The following is a 16,572-nucleotide window of genomic DNA, read 5'->3' as shown; positions in this document are numbered from 1 at the left end:
ATCGTGTGCATCCTCTACATGCACCCAGAATTTCAGACCCGGCTTACTTTCAAACCCTAGTCATCAAGCCCTAGTGCCGCTACGCGGAATTAAAAATGCAAAATGAAAAATTAAAAATTCCGAGTCTACATAGCTTTCAGGAGTTGAGAGCTGGTCAGTTATTTCTGCCGTGCTGCACTAGTTAAACTCAAAACCATAAGTAGCGATCGCCTCGATAAACGATTGCAGTATCGGTGAGGAGTTATCCGAACGCCACATCATGACGATTTCCATTTCAATCGTTGACGATTGCAACGGTCGGTAAATGACACCGGGCTTTTCAATAGTTTGAATCGCAGATGGCAACAATGCCATTCCCATGCCAAGGGCCACAAATTCTAACGCCAGATGCAAATCGTCTGTGACCTGGGCGACATTAGGAGTAAATCCCACCTCGCGACAAGCTTGAAAAATCACCGATGACAGACCCGAGTGCAGTCCCTCGACATCAGCACTGCCAAAGCTCGTATCGATAATCAACGGCTCGTTTGCGAGCTTTTCGAGCTTGATATTCGATTGAAGGGCGAAAGGATGAGTTGCCGGCAGTGCGAGCATTAACCGCTCTTTAAAAATCGTTTCCATGGCTAAATGTTCGATGGGAGGTGGGGCGATCGCAAATCCCACCGGCAACTCTCCCTTTTGCAGCGCTTTTATCTGTTCGAGGGTGCTCAGACGCTTGAAGATGACTCGGACTTTTGGGTAATACTTCTGATAGGCTTTGATCAGAGCTGGGGCAAAATTTGGGGGTAAAAAACGCTCCAACCCGACAACAATCTCGCCACTTTCTCCACGTTCGACTTTTTTAGCAGTTTTAACGGCTTTTTCTAGGCGATCGAGAATCTGACAGGTTTCGACTAAAAAAACTTGACCGGCTTCGGTGAGTTGAATTTTGGGCTTGGTACGATGAAATAGCTCAATTCCTAAATTTTGTTCGAGACGTTGAATTTTTCGACTGAGGACGGGTTGGGTGATATTGAGCTGTTCGGCTGCTTGACTGAAGCTAAGCTTATTCGCGAGAAGAACAAAGGTTTTTAAATGAGAAAAATCAAGATTTTTTAGCATTCTTTTTTGAGGTAGACGCTCAAACGTTAACCTTTACGCTCTAGAGCAGTGCTCGATATAGCACTGGATCGAAGATAAATTTGATGGCAATCTAAAATATCTCATTCTCCGACCCACTCTTGATTGGCTTGGATTTGAGATCGATTTTTCAATAAATTCTCGCACAAAAAAAATAAACACTGCCCTCAAAAATCTACTCTCCTCTAAGTTTTCGATATCTAACAACTGAGCTCTAAAGATAAAAAAAATTACAAGTATCGATCGTATTCACGCATCGATGTTACGGAATACGATATGAATTTAAATCTACCATTATTTTTTCGGATCGAATATGAATCGTTCGCAAAAATTATCGATTTAAATTATTTGCAAACTTATCTCAGTTTTATAAAGTTTAGATAAACTTCTATTTGAGAATTCAAAGCGATGTCAGTTCGGGATTAAGCTGAGATATTTAACGTCAGCTCGGGATAAAAAGTATCGGATGAGGGTGGGTGTAGGGGGTAGGGTGTGGGGGTAGAGTTTCCGGTGATAACGAGTGGTTGCGATCGATTGGAGCCGGTGGGGGTCGAGATTCTGCGACTCATGACTCGAATCCACATCAGCACGCCCGACTTTCAAGTATCCTTAACCCGAATTGACGCGATCTTTATTCTTCCGTCGCCCGAACAGCTGATTCTTTGATGGAAAAATTCTCAACAGAGGTTGGAACTCGAACTTGCGTTACATTTAAACCGAGCGATCGCGAAAGTTGAGAGAAGGAGCACCCTAAGGGACTTGCCAAAAAATAAGGTACCAGCTTGCCAACGACTTACTGTAGGGGTTAACGGCCGCATTCCCCCTACGATTGGTATATTATTTTCCCGCAGATCCCTAAGCCCAAGCTAACGCACCGGCAGCCGAATATATCCCCACTGGCTACCTTCTAACCGAGTTTCGTAAATCGGCACCGCCGATCCATCGTATCCTCCCAATCGCTCGACCCATTGCCCGGAAATATCCACCCGTGCCATCCCCCCGGAAACATCCCATGCCGAGGCAAACTTAGGTTCGACAACGACGTTGCCATCTCGATCGATATAACCCTCCCAATCCTCGATCTTCACGCGCGCAAACCCCTCAGAAAAGGTCGACCCCCCACGGAGATCTCGAATGGTGTCGCGGGAGATTACCAGGGTGCCGCTTCGATCGATATATCCCGAACCCAGCTCCTGTGAACCCACGCCCGCCAAGCCTTCGGAAAAAGATTGAGCCGAATAAAATTGGGGCGCAATGACCACCTCTGCGCTGCGATCGATATAACCCCAGGTGTAAAACGGTCTTCGATTGGCAAACTCAACGGCTGCTAACCCCTCCGAGAAGGATTGCGCCCCTTTAAACTGCGGCGCGATCGCGATCTGTCCGGTTTTATCGATGTAGCCGTATTTGCCATCAATTTCGATCGCCGCCAATCCTTCTGAAAAATCCAAAATTGGATGTTCTTGCAGGGCGATCGCCCAATTTCCCGTGCCATCGATAAATCCAACGAGATCGGAGAATCCGCCATCGAGTTCCACGGTGACTCGTGCCAAACTATCGGCAAAAGGAGAAATCCGAATGTCGCGCACCGTTGCCGATTCCGGGAGAAAAGGTTGCACGTCAGCTCTGGCGATCTGGGTTTGCAACGTTCCGGCGCGATCGATAATCCCTGGACCCGATGGTCGCGCCACGATCGCCAAATCTTGGGAAAACTGACCGGCCCTGTCAAATTGCGGTGCGATCGCCCAGTTCCCGCGCGTATCGATATAGCCCCATTTCCCCGCATCTCTGACTGCGGCTAATCCTTGGGAAAAAGATTTCGCGTCCTCGAATTGAGGCTCAATGACCTCGTTACCATTGGTATCGATATAGCCGTATTTTTCGCCTACTTTCGCCAATGCCAAACCATGGGCAAAGGAGTCGATTCCCCCCATTTCCGGCACGATCGCCCAACCCAAATTCTCCCCCCCAATATATTCAATGGGAACGCTGCGGGCTAAAGATCGCCCTTGGCACATCATGGCGGCAATTTCTGCGCGCGTGGCGTTGCTCGAAGGGTTTAGCTGTCGGGGATTGGGATAATTGACGGCAATTCGCCCGAGGGTCGCTGCGGCGATCGACGCTTGCGCCCATTGAGGAATGTCATCGGCATCGTCAAACTGTTGGCTGAGGAATTGGGCGGGGTTGTCGGGAACGCGAAAGTTGATGGCATTGGCAAATACCACCAAAGACTGAACCCTGGGAATCGGGAGATCGGGTTGAAACCGCCCATCGGGATATCCTTCAAATAAGTAGTATTGATAGGCCCGTTGAATGGCATCCCGCGCCCAGTGAGATGCCCGAACGTCGGGAAAGTCTCCTCCCCATCGCGTCCCTCGGGAATGGTGAAAGAAAACCCGAGTGGTGTTGAGGGCTAAAATCGCGAACTCGGCACGGGTGACGCTGGCGTCGGGTTTAAAGCTACCGTCGGGATAGCCGCTGACGAGGTTCCCATCGGCCAGGCGGCGAATGCAAGTTTCGTTCCAATGTCCGGCAATATCGTTAAATCCCAACCCAGCAGGGGTGACCAGATTCCAGAACGCGGTGGCAGCGCTCGCGATATTTCTCCATTGATTCCTCGTTGCCATAGCTCTTGTTGCGATCGCCCAAGTCTTGCAAAGCCTTTGTCAATATCTTACGATCGCCTGACCCGAAAACCCGTGCTCTAACAGTGTTAGTGCGCTCGAGACGTCATTTGCGGTTGAGCGTCGAGTGTGGCTCGGTACCCATCCTCAAGGGATTTGAGAGAGTTGGGGTCGCTCAAATAGTAGAAGGCACACAACCAACTGACGGCAAAGAGTAACCTCTTAATTCGTTTCATAATTCATTCGCAATCTTGGACTTAGGTCAACCGATGGCGATACTTCCCTGATGGCAAAAAGATAGGTTTTACCCATGAGTTTGTCTGAGTTCGCGGGTGGTTTGAATATTCAGCGCAATTTCGCTCTCCCGAGTCGGCACTCGATACCGCAATTTTACGGAGATAGAATATCGATCGCACCCCGATCTAGAAAGTCGAGCAATATTTTCAGTGAAATTTCTGAAGATAACAGTTGTCGAGTTTCGCAACACGATCGCTTCAATCGATTTATAAATCTCGATCGTTCGATCGACAGACAAAATCTTATCTTATTTCCTAATTTCAATTATCTAACAAAATCGACCCATTTTTTTTAAAGAAATCGTAAAATTCAACAATGATGTGAAGGTTTTCCCTCAATATCGTAGCCTTTGCAGTTTTCTGTAACCCGCTCGATCGAAATAGCCAACTCTCCCTTAACTCAAGACATTCACTGATAGATAATGCTTTTTCTAACATAACCCGGGTCTGAAAATATCTCAAAATCAGTGATACGTTGAAGTTATACAATTAAGTTATACATTCTGCTGCTATCTGTAATGTCTTTACAAGCAATCTCGATTCCAACCCAGACAGCGCGACCCCCCATCGCTACAGTCATTTTACTCCATGGTTGGGGGGCAAATGCTCGCGATTTAGCCGGCTTAGTTCCCATATTAAACTTACCGCACTATCAATTTATCTGTCCCGATGCACCATTTTCGCACCCTCACGTTCCCGAAGGAAAAATGTGGTACGACCTCGAACGAGAAGATGCTCGAGGAGTCGAAATCAGCCGACAAAAATTACAAGCTTGGTTAAAATCGATAACAAGTCAAACGGGTGTCGATCTCGATCGAACCTTGTTGTGTGGATTTTCTCAAGGTGGGGCGATGACACTCGATATTGGGTGTACCCAACCGTTTGCCGGACTCTTTTCGATGAGTGGCTATTTACACTCCCAGCCACAGTCTCCCAACTCAATGTTTCCGCCCATCGCCATCGCCCATGGGAAACAAGATCCGGTGATTCCTATCTCTGAAGCGATCGACGCACGGGATCGACTCTTAAATTTAGGTGCAACCGTTGAGTATCGAGAATATGAGATGGGTCATGAAATTTGCCCGGATGAAATTGCCTTTTTGCGAGATTTTGCTCGGAAAGTCTTGGCAGAAGCCTAAAAAAATCAAACCTCAAATTGTCTGGATTTGAACGGAACAATTATGCGCCTTCAATTGGTGAGGATTACAGTTAAGCACTCGAGTTCAGTTGTTGAGAAAGATTAACCCGCCCGGTTTGCCATCGTTTAGTGCAGTACGATCTGTGGTAAAGAGTCGAACTAAACCCGTCAATTCACTGTGAAGTATAGATAGGGAGGAGGCTGAGTCAATGGCTGCTTTATGTAATTCCACGCAAACGATCTCGACGCTAACACCGGCTGATGTCAAAGTTTTGGCAACTCGGTTGGAAGCCGATGATTATGCCACCCCGTTCGAAGGACTTGATGATTGGCACCTCCTGCGGGCGATCGCCTTCCAGCGTCCCGAACTCGTCGAACCCTACCTATACCTGCTAGAATTTGAAGCCTTCGATGAAGCGTGAGGTGGCTGCACCTCGCATTCTCATCGGCATCACCGGCTCGATTGCCGCCTACAAAACCTGCGAGGTCATTTCAACCTTAGCCAAGGGTGGGGCTGATGTGAAGGTGATTCTCACGGATTCCGCACGAGCGTTCGTCGGACCGATAACCGTTGCCACCCTCAGCCGCCATCGGGCTTATACGGACGAGTGTTTTTGGCAGTCCGATCGCGGTCGTCCCCTGCATATCGAACTGGGGGAGTGGGCAGATGTGTTGGCCATCGCCCCTTTGAGTGCCAATACCCTCGCCAAACTCGCTACGGGGATGGCCGATAACCTCCTCACCAACACCGTTCTCGCGTCGACCTGTCCGATTGCCGTTGCCCCAGCGACGAATACTGATATGTGGCAGCAAGTGGCCGTGCAGCGCAACTGGCAACAACTACAAACCGACCCTCGCTACCACATCATCGAACCGGGGGCGGGAATTTTAGCCTGCGATCGGGTCGGAACCGGAAGAATGGCAGAACCGGCAAGCATTTTGGCGAGTATCGAGTCTCTTCTGCACGCTGGAGGAAAACGAGATTTAGCTGGCAAGCGAGTCTTAATCAGTGCTGGGGGAACGCGGGAATATCTCGATCCGGTGCGATTTATCGGCAATCCTTCCACGGGGAAAATGGGGATAGCTCTGGCAACGGCAGCCGCCCATCGCGGCGCATCGGTAACTCTCGTCTGCGGTCCGGTGGAACCCACCTTACTCACCACCGGACCGGCAATGGAGATCGTTTCCGTCACCACCGCAGAGGAGATGGAACGGGCTTTACTCGCTGCCTTCTCGCAAGCCGATTGGGTGGTGATGTCCGCGGCCGTCGCCGATGTCAAACCGACCACCTACCATCAGGAGAAGTTACCAAAGCGATCGCTACCCGATGCGCTTCCCCTCGAACCCGTTCCGGATATTTTGGCCCAGTTGGGAACCCGCAAACAACCTCACCAGCAGCTGATCGGATTTGCCGCCCAAACGGGGGATATCGAAACCCCCGCCCGAGAGAAGTTGCACCGGAAGAAATTAGATGCGATCGTCGCCAACCCGATCGATCGACCCCATGCGGGATTCGGCAGCAGCACCAACGAAGCGATTATTTTGACAGTGCGAGGCGATCGAATTGCGATCGAACCCTGTTCTAAACTGAAGTTGGCTCATCACCTATTCGATGCGATCGGTTGAATCGAACCCGCGCCACATCTGAGTTTATAGCGGTTTGCAGAAATATTGACCCCATACAGAATTTGCCGGAAACATGTGAAAAGCATCAGGAATTTCAACCTGGGGTCTACCTTTGTAAAAACCGCTGTAAATCGGAGTCGATCCGTTACGATAGCAAAAAGAGTACGAACGCCAGCGGGGTGAGAGGTTCTTCTACTCATGACTCGAATCCACATCACATCCTGGACTTTCAAGTATCCTTAACCCGAACTGAGGTTATTTAGATCGCCGTGAGGTGAGCCTCGCTTGCTCTCGGGGGCGTGGGGAGTATCGGGAGAGAATTGATCCCAACTTCGATACATCCGTTGAGAGGGTTACTTTTGAGCCAACTTATCGAGCTTTTCTCGTACCGCCAAAGCAAAAAGCGATCGAATCAAGAACAAACAGGCAAGTCCGGATAATCCGAACGCCACGACCGCCCAACTACTGTAGGGGCCCGCGAGCAAAATTGCCCCCGACAGCAGGGTAAATCCCGTCAGACAGGCGTACATCAAACTTTTGATGGCTAAGTGAATGCGTTTGAGGGCCCGATCGCTTTCGGGAGAACGCACTCGCACCTGCAATTCTCCCCGTTCGAGTCGTGCTTCTAAGCGTTGAATCAGAATTTCTGCGGCACTGGGTCGATCGAATTTTGTTTTTAGAAAAACCTGAGCCTGTCGCGTCAGCTCGATCGCCAAATTGCTGCGTCCTTTGGAGAGGGCAATACTTTTCACAAAAGGCTTGGCACAAGCGACTAAATTGTAATTTCGATCGAGGGTGCGAGCCAAGCCATCGAGGGTTCCTAATGCTTTCAAAATAAACGTCATCTGAGCCGGTAAGCGGAAGGGTTGGCGCTCGAACATCACCAACAATTCTTCTTTAATTTCCGTAAATTCTTGAAAATCGATCGGTTTTTCGCGGAATCGATCGAGGAGAAATTGCACCAACGATCGTATGGGAACTAAGTCCGAACCGCGCTCGATCAATCCCATCGACAACAGCGTATCGACCACTTCATCAGTATCTTTGCGCAAAACGGCAAAAAACGATCGGGTCATTTCCTGTTTGTTGAGAGTATTAATTTCGGCCATCATCCCGAAATCGTAGAAAATAATGTCCCCTTGCCTTGTCACCGCCATATTACCCGGATGGGGATCGACCTGGAAAAAGCCATCGATCAGAAGCTGTTTGAGATAGCAACAAATCCCAATTTGATTGAGTTCTTTTAAGTCGATACCGCAGGTTTCGAGGGTGGGTCGATCGTCAATTTTGATGCCGGGGCAATAGTCGAGGGTTAAAACCTTTTCGCTGGTGTAGCGCCAGTAAACTTTCGGCACGACGACTCGAGCATTTCCAGCAAAGTTTTCCCGGAATCGATCGGCGTTTTTCCCTTCTTGTAGGTAGTTAATTTCTTGATAAATTAAATCGCGAAACTCGTGATAGATTTCATCGAGATTGTATTGGCGCGAGGGGGGAAAAAATCGCTGACAAAATAGAATTAATTGATACAGCGCCTGGAAGTCTAAATTAAACAATCGCTCCAGTCCCGGTCGCTGCACCTTGACGACCACATCTTCTCCAGTATGCAATCGCGCTTTGTGAACTTGTCCCAAACTCGCCGCGGCAATGGGAAAGCGATCGAAATCGCGAAATAAAGCATGAATGGAGTTATTGAGTTCCGATTCGACTAGGGCAATCGCCTGGGCACCGCTAAACTCGGGCACGTTATCCTGAAGTCGTCCTAACTCTCGGACGTACTCGATGGGTAGTAAATCCCCCCGAGTCGAAAGTGCCTGTCCGATTTTGATAAATGTCGGACCCAAATCTAACAGGGTTTTGACCAGCCACTTCGCCCGACGTTCTCGATGTGCGGGAGAATTGAGAGATCGCACCCGATCCCACCACACAAAAAACGTCAATCGAGCCGCCGCCCCAAAAATATCAATTTGACGGTTCGAGAGCTTATATTTCGAGCGTTGCCAGCGCCACGAGCTAGCGGTCGCGATGGTGAGCATAGAATCGGAACGTCTGTACTGGGGATTGAGTCATATTCGTTGCCTCAAGGTCGCCATTTCTCGACACGAGCGCGAGAACTATGACGCTTCGAGGGCGACGGGCACTACCATCATAGCCCCACTTAGACCGACAAAGCCCATCGAACGGCTTCTGGGAATCTCAATTTAACCCGCAATGGAACGCGAACCTGTTGCGCGATCGCTCCGACCCCCCAAATCTCGAGCGCCACCGGCATTGGAGTGAATGGCGATCGGCCGCAGCGCCAGAGTCGCCTCCGGTACCATCCTCAAGAACGAGGCGGTGCCCGAAATGTCACTTCTTCAACCGCACCGCGCTCTCCCATCTTCTCGGCTTCGGAGCCATTATGGGTGATCAGTATGCCGCCGGCATTCCCCGCAGAGATAGTGAGCTGCTCCTTGGCTTCCCAAGAGTGAGTTCCTTCCGAGAGCATTCCTTCAAACGCGATTTCCCCATCGGCTTCCACCAATACCCACGATGCTTCCGTGACGGTTACGCCAACGCGCACCGTTGAGGAATCCGGTCCCTCTCGACTTGCCGTCGCCACCAGATTGGGGGTGGGTTTAGAAGATTCGGGTTTCGGTTGGGTATCCGATGCGAGGGTCGTTTTCGGCAGGGATTCTTGGGGCTGAGGGGATGGCGTTTCCGGAGCGCGCGACTGTTCGATGGAATAGGACAGGCTGCGAACCGAAAAGACAATCAGGAAAATGTAGAGTAGGTAGAGATGAACGGGACGCAACTGAGCTGCTGGAGACTCGCGCCAATTCGTTTGTTTGGGTCGGTTATCGATGCCTGTTGGAAACTCCCTGGCAAAAGCCGCTCCATTTAAGCCGAGGGAATCGGCAAACCGTCGCAGCATTCCCTGGATGTAAACCGGTTCTGGCAGGTGTTCGATTCTGCCCTCCTCGATCGCCGTCAGGAGCCGTACTGGAATCATCGTGAGATCGGCAACCTCCTCCAACGACAAATTTTCCTCGTGCCGTTTTTCGCGCAAGCGTTCTCCCATCTCGGCGAGCGCCAAAGCTGGGGTGAGTTCCCGATTTGATTGTGCCCCTTCAGGAATTCCCAATCGGAGGTTTTTCAATCCAGGCAGTTTGCGCACCACCTTTTTCAAGACGATCGGGCTATTTTTCAACTTGGAAATTCCTTCCTTTAGATTCATCTCCTGTGCTCCTTAAGTCCTGATAGCACATCTATTCCGATATTATGCCGATGTGGCATTAAGTTGAGTCAGTTCCGAACCTGTGAGCGGGCGATATCCACCCGGGGATAATTTCCGTTGACCCGGATGTTGCAGTCGAATCGAACCGATCGCGACGCGATGCAGTTTGAGAACTGGGTATCCCAGCGCTTCGGCAACTCGACGAATTTGCCGATTCCTCCCCTCATGCAACACCACTTCGATCTGGGTGCGTTCCGGAGAATGGCGATCGAGAATTCGAACTCGCGCCGGTAAGGTTTTGCGCCCGTCAAGGTCGATCCCCTCTCGCCAAGCCTGTAAAGCCGACTGGGGAGGACAGCCTCGAACTAACACTCGATAGGTTTTAGAGATGCAATGCCCTGGATGAGTCAGACGAAACGTTAACGCTCCATCGTTGGTTAGAATAATCGCCCCGGTGGACTCAGCATCCAAGCGTCCGACGGGATGAATCCCCAGACCGCGACGCAGACGACCCGGTAATAAATCTAAAACGGTTTTTCTCCCTTGAGGATCGCGGCAGGTTGACACCACTCCCACGGGTTTGTTCAGTAACAAATAAACCGGTTTTGGGGGACTCGCACCGATGGCAATGCCATCGACCTCAATGCGATCGCGGGTAGGGTCGGCTTTACTTCCCAATCGAGCCACTTCACCATTGAGTCGCACCCGCCCTTCTACAATCATCTGTTCCGATCGACGCCGCGAGGCAATTCCCCATTGAGATAGGAGTTTTTGCAGCCGTTCCTCCACAATTTCGCTTAAAGGTACACAGACCCAACAAACTCAACTTTTTGATGCACTTAGTTTAAGTTATCTTTTCTACTTACTACGTACAAATATTACAAGAGCTAGCAAAAATTGAGGAGATGTTTCGTAAAATTTTGGTTAAGAATTCGGAATTTCGCAGAAATTGACCCATCCTCAAAACCTCGATCGTCTCGTTGCGACCCCCCCAACGATCGAGAGACTTTCCCACAAATCTGAGTCGATCTACACTACGATCGTGTATGGTGCATAGTCTATTATCTCCTGCGGGTCTCCTGGCGAACCCACGGGCGGGTGGCTGCCCAACTCCGATTAGCGATCTTGATTACCTTTCATGCAAAGCGAAGCTTTCAGTGAGCTGTTTCCCCTTTTCAGTGCAGGCAACCCAGAAACCCTCGAGTGGCTGCTCTCCGTCGCTGACGAGCACGAGTACCCCCCCAGTCGGGCCGTCTTAATGGAAGATGCCTGGGGCAATGCGGTCTATTTTCTCGTTTCTGGCTGGGTCAAAGTCCGAAGACTGTCCGGGAAAGATGCAGCTACCCTGGCGATTTTGGGGCAGGGGGACTTTTTCGGGGAAATGGCCATTCTCGATGAATCTCCTCGTTCGACGGATGTCATTGCCCTAAGCAAGGTCAAACTCGTGAGTGTATCCGCCCAACGCTTTATTCAAACCCTGTTTAAAGATTCTCAACTTCACCATCGAATGCTGCAATTGATGGTTCGACGGTTGCGTCAAACCAATTTGCGCTTTCAGATGCGAAATCGCCCACCTGCAGTTCAACTTGCCCGTACTTTAGTCACCCTCGCAGAAAATTACGGCGAGAAAACTCAGAAGGGAACTCAGATTTACAACATCGAGTTCAAAGACTTGGCCGACGTTACCGATATTGGCATCGAAGAAACGCGCAAAATTATGGAGAAACTCGTTGCCAAAGGCTGGCTGAAGATTGAGGCCGCTGAGGAAGCGATGTATTTGACGAATCTCAGACAGTTATCTCACTTGGCCGGACATATGGGTTAACCTCACGCACCTGATCGAACAGTTTCCGGTGAGGGTGGGGTGTTGAGAATTTTCGATTTTAGATTGGGCGATTCTCGCGCGATCGCAACCGCACCTGTTGGTGAGGACATTTTTTTGCGTGCGCGCGTGCGAAGCATATAAACATCTTGCTCGCGTTGTATAGCGCTTCGTCATCAGTCATATTGACACGATTGAAGAAATAACGCGGTGTGCGCTCTTTTTGCACTCGCGATATGGTGAGCGAGCAGACTTATCCAAAACTGACGTTACACTACTGGAAAGAAAAGCCAGCGAGCTGGGTTACTCCTTTACGATTGGATTTCGTGCGATCGCGCTTTCCGCCAAATCGCCGTTGTTTGGAGTATCCCTGACTCCTCACCGCTAGAACTGAGATCTAAAATTTCATGAAAGCAGCCAATTCCATCCAAACCCATCAACCTTCTACCTCTGTTGCCATCGCGTACCAAGTGGCAATGTCACAGCCGGAGTCGCATTTATTCGAGGTGACGCTGGAGGTGACGGGTTGGGAGAGGGATTTTTTGGATCTCAAGCTGCCAGTGTGGACTCCCGGTTCCTATCTGGTGCGCGAATATGCCAAACACGTGCAAGATTTTAGCGCTGCTACCGTCGAGGGGATGCCATTATCCTGGCACAAAGCGAGCAAGAACCACTGGAAAATTGAAACCCCCAGTACGTCTGGGGTGGTGGTTCGATATCGGGTGTTTGCAGCAGAACTGACCGTACGCACCAACCATCTCGACTCAACCCACGGGTATTTTAACGGCGCGGCGCTGTTCTTTTTGATTCCCGGATTCGATCGCATCCCCATCGACGTGGCGATCGTTGTCCCCCAACCGGACTGGAAAATCGCCACCACATTGCCCGAAATTGCCCCCCATCGCTTCCAAGCTCCGGATTTTGATACCCTGGTTGATAGTCCCTTTGAAATAGGTACGCACGCCAAATACGAGTTTGAATCCTGTGGGAAACCCCACGAATTTGCGATCTGGGGACGGGGAAATCTCGAGGTCCAAAAAATTCTCGCCGATACCGATCGCATCATTCAGGTCGAAGAGTCGTTATTTGGCGGCTTGCCCTACGATCGCTACTTGTTTTTACTCCACCTCTCCGCTGGAGGCTTTGGGGGGTTAGAGCATAAAGATAGCTGCTCGTTAAACTACCCGCGATTGGGATTTCGCCAACCGGATAAATACAACCGCTTCATGCAGTTAGTCGCCCACGAGTTTTTTCACCTGTGGAACGTCAAGCGGATTCGTCCCAAAGCCCTCGAAACCTTCGATTACGAAGGCGAAAACTATACGCCGTCTTTGTGGTTTTGCGAAGGAATTACCAGTTACTACGATACGATTATTCCCTATCGGGCTAAAATTTACGATACCAAAACCTTCTTCAAAATTCTTTCTCAAGAGATTACTCGATTTCTCACCACTCCCGGTCGTCGCGTTCAACCCTTGAGCGAGTCGAGTTGGGATGCTTGGATTAAGCTCTACCGTCGAGATGCTAATAGCGATAATTCCCAAATTTCGTACTATCTGAAAGGGGCAATGGTCGCATTTTTGTTAGAGTTAAAAATTCGCAATCGCAGCCAAAATAAAGCTTCTCTCGATGATGTGATGCGCCAGATGTGGCATAAGTTTGGGAAAGATGAAATTGGGTTTACGCCCACTGAGCTACAGTCGGTTTTTGAATCGGTCGCCGGGGAGCAACTCGATGATTTCTTCGCTCGATATCTGCACGGGACGGAAGAGTTACCCTTTGAAGAATACTTATCCTATTTTGGTCTAAAACTCAAAGATAACCGCGCCGAACAACCCCCATTTTTAGGGTTAAAAGTTACGACCAAAAACGAGCGGGCGATCGTCCAATTTGTTGAAGTCAATTCTCCAGCTCAACAGCTAGGAATCGAACCGGGAGACGAGTTATTAGCCATTGATGGTTTGCGCGTGGGGGCAGAGAAACTCGCCGATCGCCTTAAAGATTATCAAACCGGCGAGACGATCGCCATTAGCATCTTTCACCAAGACGAACTCCGCACGGTTTCCACCCCCCTTGCCGAACCTCGCCCCACTCGCTATCAGTTAGTTGCCCTCGAACAACCGACCTCCGAACAAGCAAATAATTTTGAAGGCTGGTTGGGAGTTCCCCTTTCATCAATGCAACAAAATTGAAATATCTTGAAAAATTTGGAGGATTGCGTCCGAGATTCACTATACAATAATGGGCTATAAGTATATTGAAGTTAATGATTTAGAGTCGATCTGTCATTTTGGCTTTTCGGGTCTATCGGGCCGCAAACCTTGTCTTTGCCATCGGGAATAGGGCTAAACATGCGAGAGAGCAGGTGTAAGGGTCTCTTAGAATCGTCTTTTCGGATGCACTCGCACAATTGAATTTCGCCAAAATGTATTGACTGGTGCCCCGTGGAGAGGTTCGAGGCGTTGGCCCGTGCCCCATGACCCTATTATCCCCTGGAAGTCATGAGGCATTTTGACTTGAGCCAGGGATAAAAAACTTCACAGTATCGATCGTTGTCCGAAGCGAGTTTGACGAAGCAATCTCTAGCCTTGTATCAATCTGGCTGTTTTCAACTTCAGAGTAGGCGATCCGATCGATGTTGTGTCATTTGGAACGGCAGTTTTGGAGAGAAGTCACGAGTGAAAATTTTGCTGGTAGAAGACGATGAGAGTTTGGCCAACCTGGTGCGAGATGCTCTCATCGCTCAGCATTATTTAGTCGATTTGGCCACGGACGGTCAGGCAGGCTGGGAGTTAGCTGAATCCTTTACCTACGACTTAATTTTGCTGGATTTGATTCTCCCGAAGCTAGATGGCATCAATTTTTGCAAGCAACGCCGCGAGCGAGGCGATCGCACCCCCATTCTCTTGGTGACCGCTCAAGATACCAGTACCACCAAAGTCACCGGTCTGGATGCGGGAGCCGATGATTATGTCGTCAAACCCTTCGACCTTCAAGAGCTCCTGGCCCGGATTCGCGCGTTGTTGCGGCGCACTCAAGACGAGCGCACTCCGATTCTCGAATGGGGAGCCTTTCGCCTCGACCCCCGCAGTTGTCTGGTTAGCTACGACGAGCAACCCCTGAAGCTGACGGCAAAAGAATACGGATTGCTGGAGTTATTTTTGCGCAATCCCCAGCGGATTTTTAGTAAAAGTGCCCTGCTCGATCGACTCTGGTCTTTTGAGGAACCTCCATCGGAAACGGCCGTTCGGACGCAAATGAAAGGCTTGCGACAAAAACTCAAGCAAGCGGGGGCGCGCACCGACGAAATCGAAACGATTTACGGTTTGGGGTATCGCCTCAAAACCAAAGAGAAAAAAACCGCCAACGCCCCCGCAACTCCTCCACCCGCAAATCCCCCAACATCCGAGACCGAAACCACCCCAGCCAACCCCCTGCCCCCAGATCCGACAAAATTAAATGCCATTTGGCAGCAGCACAAACCTAAATATATCGAGCGCGTTGGGGTCATTCAAAAGGCGATCGCCGCCCTCCGAAACCAAACCCTTAGCCCCCAGCTACGGGAAGATGCCCTGCGAGAAGCCCATACCCTAGCGGGCGGATTGGGGATTTTTGGCTTCAAAGACGCATCGAAACAGGCGCGGGAAATCGAACGCATTTGGTTAGAATCGGACCATCTCGAAACCGAACACATCGAGCAGTTAGTCGAACGAGTGGCGGCCTTGCAACGAGAACTCGACTTCGATCGCACCGGACATCCCCAAACCTCCGAGCAACGGGAATCCGAAACGAATCGAACGCGGAGGTCGTCTGTCGTCAACGGTTCCAAGCTGCTGGTGGTGGAAGACGACGAGGCTTTAGCCCAAGCGGTTGCGGCCGAAGCGATCGCCTGGGGAATGCAAGTGGAAATGGCCCAAAACCTCGATGAAGCCAGAAGGGCGATCGCCAATCTTAGACCCGACGTTCTCCTGCTGGATTTATGCTTTCCCGACTCCACCGAGAGTGGGTTCGTCCTCCTCGAAGAATTACAAAACGATCGCGCGAAAATTCCCGTGGTCGTATTTACCACCCGCGAAGGCTTTGCCGATCGGGTTAAAGTCGCTCGCTTGGGGGGACGGGGTTTCTTAGCTAAACCCATCGCTCCCGATCGCGTCCTCGAAGCGATCGCCCAAGTTCTCGATCGCTCCTATCTCCCGGTGGCCAAGCTTCTGGTGGTCGACGACGATCCCGAAACCCTCGACAGCTTGCGGACGATCCTCGAACCCTGGGGATTTAACCTGACTTTGCTCGATGGGCCCCAACAATTTTGGGAAACCCTCGAAGACATCAAACCCGACCTGTTGCTACTGGATCTCGACCTACCGAAATTTAGCGGCATCGAACTCTGTCAAGTGGTCCGCAACGATCCGCGCTGGCAGGAGTTACCGATTTTAATGCTTTGCACTCGCACCGATGCAGACACCGTTCAGCGCGTGTTTTCTGTGGGTGCGGATGATTGTGTATCCAAACCCATCATTGCGTCGGAACTGGTCGCTCGCGTCCTCAATCGCATCGAACGCTCCCAACTGCGGCGACAATGGGCGAATACCGTCGATCGTCAACTTCAAGCGGATTAGAATTTTTGGAAAAGGGAATCGGGAACGGGGAATGGGGAATGGGGAATGGGGAATGGGCATTGGTGAAAGGTTAAGCAATTTTGTCAGATGTCAAGTAGACTGGTCGAAATCGCCCAA

General features: G+C 50.4%; 12 protein-coding genes. 6 read left to right on the top strand and 6 right to left on the bottom strand.

Annotated features, from left to right (window positions below):
* Positions 1-177: 177 nt before the first annotated feature.
* The 3 genes from AC2215_RS17020 to AC2215_RS17010 form a co-directional block, all read right to left on the bottom strand.
* Complete coding sequence (locus AC2215_RS17020) at positions 178-1,101, bottom strand: LysR family transcriptional regulator (protein WP_486811185.1); 924 nt, start codon at positions 1,099-1,101, stop codon at positions 178-180.
* Positions 1,102-1,985: 884 nt separating this feature from the next.
* Positions 1,986-3,746 carry a WG repeat-containing protein gene (locus tag AC2215_RS17015; protein ID WP_486811184.1) on the bottom strand — a complete coding sequence of 587 codons (1,761 nt, stop codon included), beginning with the start codon at positions 3,744-3,746 and terminating at the stop codon, positions 1,986-1,988.
* 86 nt (positions 3,747-3,832) lie between these two features.
* Complete coding sequence (locus tag AC2215_RS17010; protein WP_486811183.1) at positions 3,833-3,979, bottom strand: hypothetical protein; 147 nt, start codon at positions 3,977-3,979, stop codon at positions 3,833-3,835.
* A gap of 578 nt (positions 3,980-4,557) precedes the next feature.
* Between AC2215_RS17010 and AC2215_RS17005 the strand changes: the two genes are divergently transcribed.
* The 3 genes from AC2215_RS17005 to coaBC all read left to right on the top strand — a co-directional run bounded on the left by AC2215_RS17005 (position 4,558) and on the right by coaBC (position 6,803).
* Positions 4,558-5,178, top strand: coding sequence for an alpha/beta hydrolase (locus tag AC2215_RS17005; RefSeq protein ID WP_486811182.1), 621 nt, complete (start codon positions 4,558-4,560; stop codon positions 5,176-5,178).
* Positions 5,179-5,386: 208 nt separating this feature from the next.
* Entirely contained in the window at positions 5,387-5,599 is a 213-nt protein-coding gene (gene isiD, locus AC2215_RS17000; protein WP_486811181.1) for a protein IsiD, read from the top strand.
* A gap of 1 nt (position 5,600) precedes the next feature.
* Positions 5,601-6,803, top strand: a complete 1,203-nt coding sequence (gene coaBC / locus AC2215_RS16995) for a bifunctional phosphopantothenoylcysteine decarboxylase/phosphopantothenate--cysteine ligase CoaBC (protein WP_486811180.1) — start codon at positions 5,601-5,603, stop codon at positions 6,801-6,803.
* 353 nt (positions 6,804-7,156) lie between these two features.
* Here coaBC and AC2215_RS16990 read toward each other — a convergent pair whose 3' ends face one another.
* The 3 genes from AC2215_RS16990 to AC2215_RS16980 all read right to left on the bottom strand — a co-directional run bounded on the left by AC2215_RS16990 (position 7,157) and on the right by AC2215_RS16980 (position 10,806).
* Positions 7,157-8,836, bottom strand: coding sequence for an ABC1 kinase family protein (locus AC2215_RS16990; protein ID WP_486811179.1), 1,680 nt, complete (start codon positions 8,834-8,836; stop codon positions 7,157-7,159).
* A gap of 287 nt (positions 8,837-9,123) precedes the next feature.
* A complete protein-coding gene (locus AC2215_RS16985; protein ID WP_486811178.1) occupies positions 9,124-10,017 on the bottom strand; it encodes a helix-turn-helix domain-containing protein in 894 nt (297 codons plus the stop codon).
* Between the two features lie 42 nt (positions 10,018-10,059).
* The gene (locus AC2215_RS16980) at positions 10,060-10,806 is read right to left on the bottom strand and encodes a pseudouridine synthase (protein ID WP_486811177.1); all 747 of its coding nucleotides are present in this window, start codon (positions 10,804-10,806) and stop codon (positions 10,060-10,062) included.
* A 349-nt stretch (positions 10,807-11,155) separates the two neighbouring features.
* Between AC2215_RS16980 and AC2215_RS16975 the strand changes: the two genes are divergently transcribed.
* The 3 genes from AC2215_RS16975 to AC2215_RS16965 all read left to right on the top strand — a co-directional run bounded on the left by AC2215_RS16975 (position 11,156) and on the right by AC2215_RS16965 (position 16,455).
* A complete protein-coding gene (locus AC2215_RS16975; protein WP_486811176.1) occupies positions 11,156-11,842 on the top strand; it encodes a Crp/Fnr family transcriptional regulator in 687 nt (228 codons plus the stop codon).
* A 404-nt stretch (positions 11,843-12,246) separates the two neighbouring features.
* A complete protein-coding gene (locus AC2215_RS16970) occupies positions 12,247-14,031 on the top strand; it encodes a M61 family metallopeptidase (protein ID WP_486811175.1) in 1,785 nt (594 codons plus the stop codon).
* Positions 14,032-14,517: 486 nt separating this feature from the next.
* A complete protein-coding gene (locus AC2215_RS16965; protein ID WP_486811174.1) occupies positions 14,518-16,455 on the top strand; it encodes a response regulator in 1,938 nt (645 codons plus the stop codon).
* Positions 16,456-16,572 lie beyond the last annotated feature (117 nt).

Source organism: Zarconia sp. (assembly GCF_057467645.1).
This window is presented reverse-complemented; position numbering and strand designations above follow the sequence as displayed.

Bases quoted from the DNA above. Each gene is read 5' to 3' on its own strand.
- isiD (WP_486811181.1), top strand. From the start codon at position 5,387: ATGGCTGCTTTATGTAATTCCACGCAAACGATCTCGACGCTAACACCG.
- AC2215_RS17005 (WP_486811182.1), top strand. From the start codon at position 4,558: ATGTCTTTACAAGCAATCTCGATTCCAACCCAGACAGCGCGACCCCCC.
- AC2215_RS17015 (WP_486811184.1), bottom strand. From the start codon at position 3,746: ATGGCAACGAGGAATCAATGGAGAAATATCGCGAGCGCTGCCACCGCG.
- AC2215_RS16985 (WP_486811178.1), bottom strand. From the start codon at position 10,017: ATGAATCTAAAGGAAGGAATTTCCAAGTTGAAAAATAGCCCGATCGTC.
- AC2215_RS16975 (WP_486811176.1), top strand. From the start codon at position 11,156: ATGCAAAGCGAAGCTTTCAGTGAGCTGTTTCCCCTTTTCAGTGCAGGC.
- AC2215_RS17020 (WP_486811185.1), bottom strand. From the start codon at position 1,101: ATGCTAAAAAATCTTGATTTTTCTCATTTAAAAACCTTTGTTCTTCTC.
- AC2215_RS16990 (WP_486811179.1), bottom strand. From the start codon at position 8,836: ATGCTCACCATCGCGACCGCTAGCTCGTGGCGCTGGCAACGCTCGAAA.
- AC2215_RS17010 (WP_486811183.1), bottom strand. From the start codon at position 3,979: ATGAAACGAATTAAGAGGTTACTCTTTGCCGTCAGTTGGTTGTGTGCC.
- AC2215_RS16970 (WP_486811175.1), top strand. From the start codon at position 12,247: ATGAAAGCAGCCAATTCCATCCAAACCCATCAACCTTCTACCTCTGTT.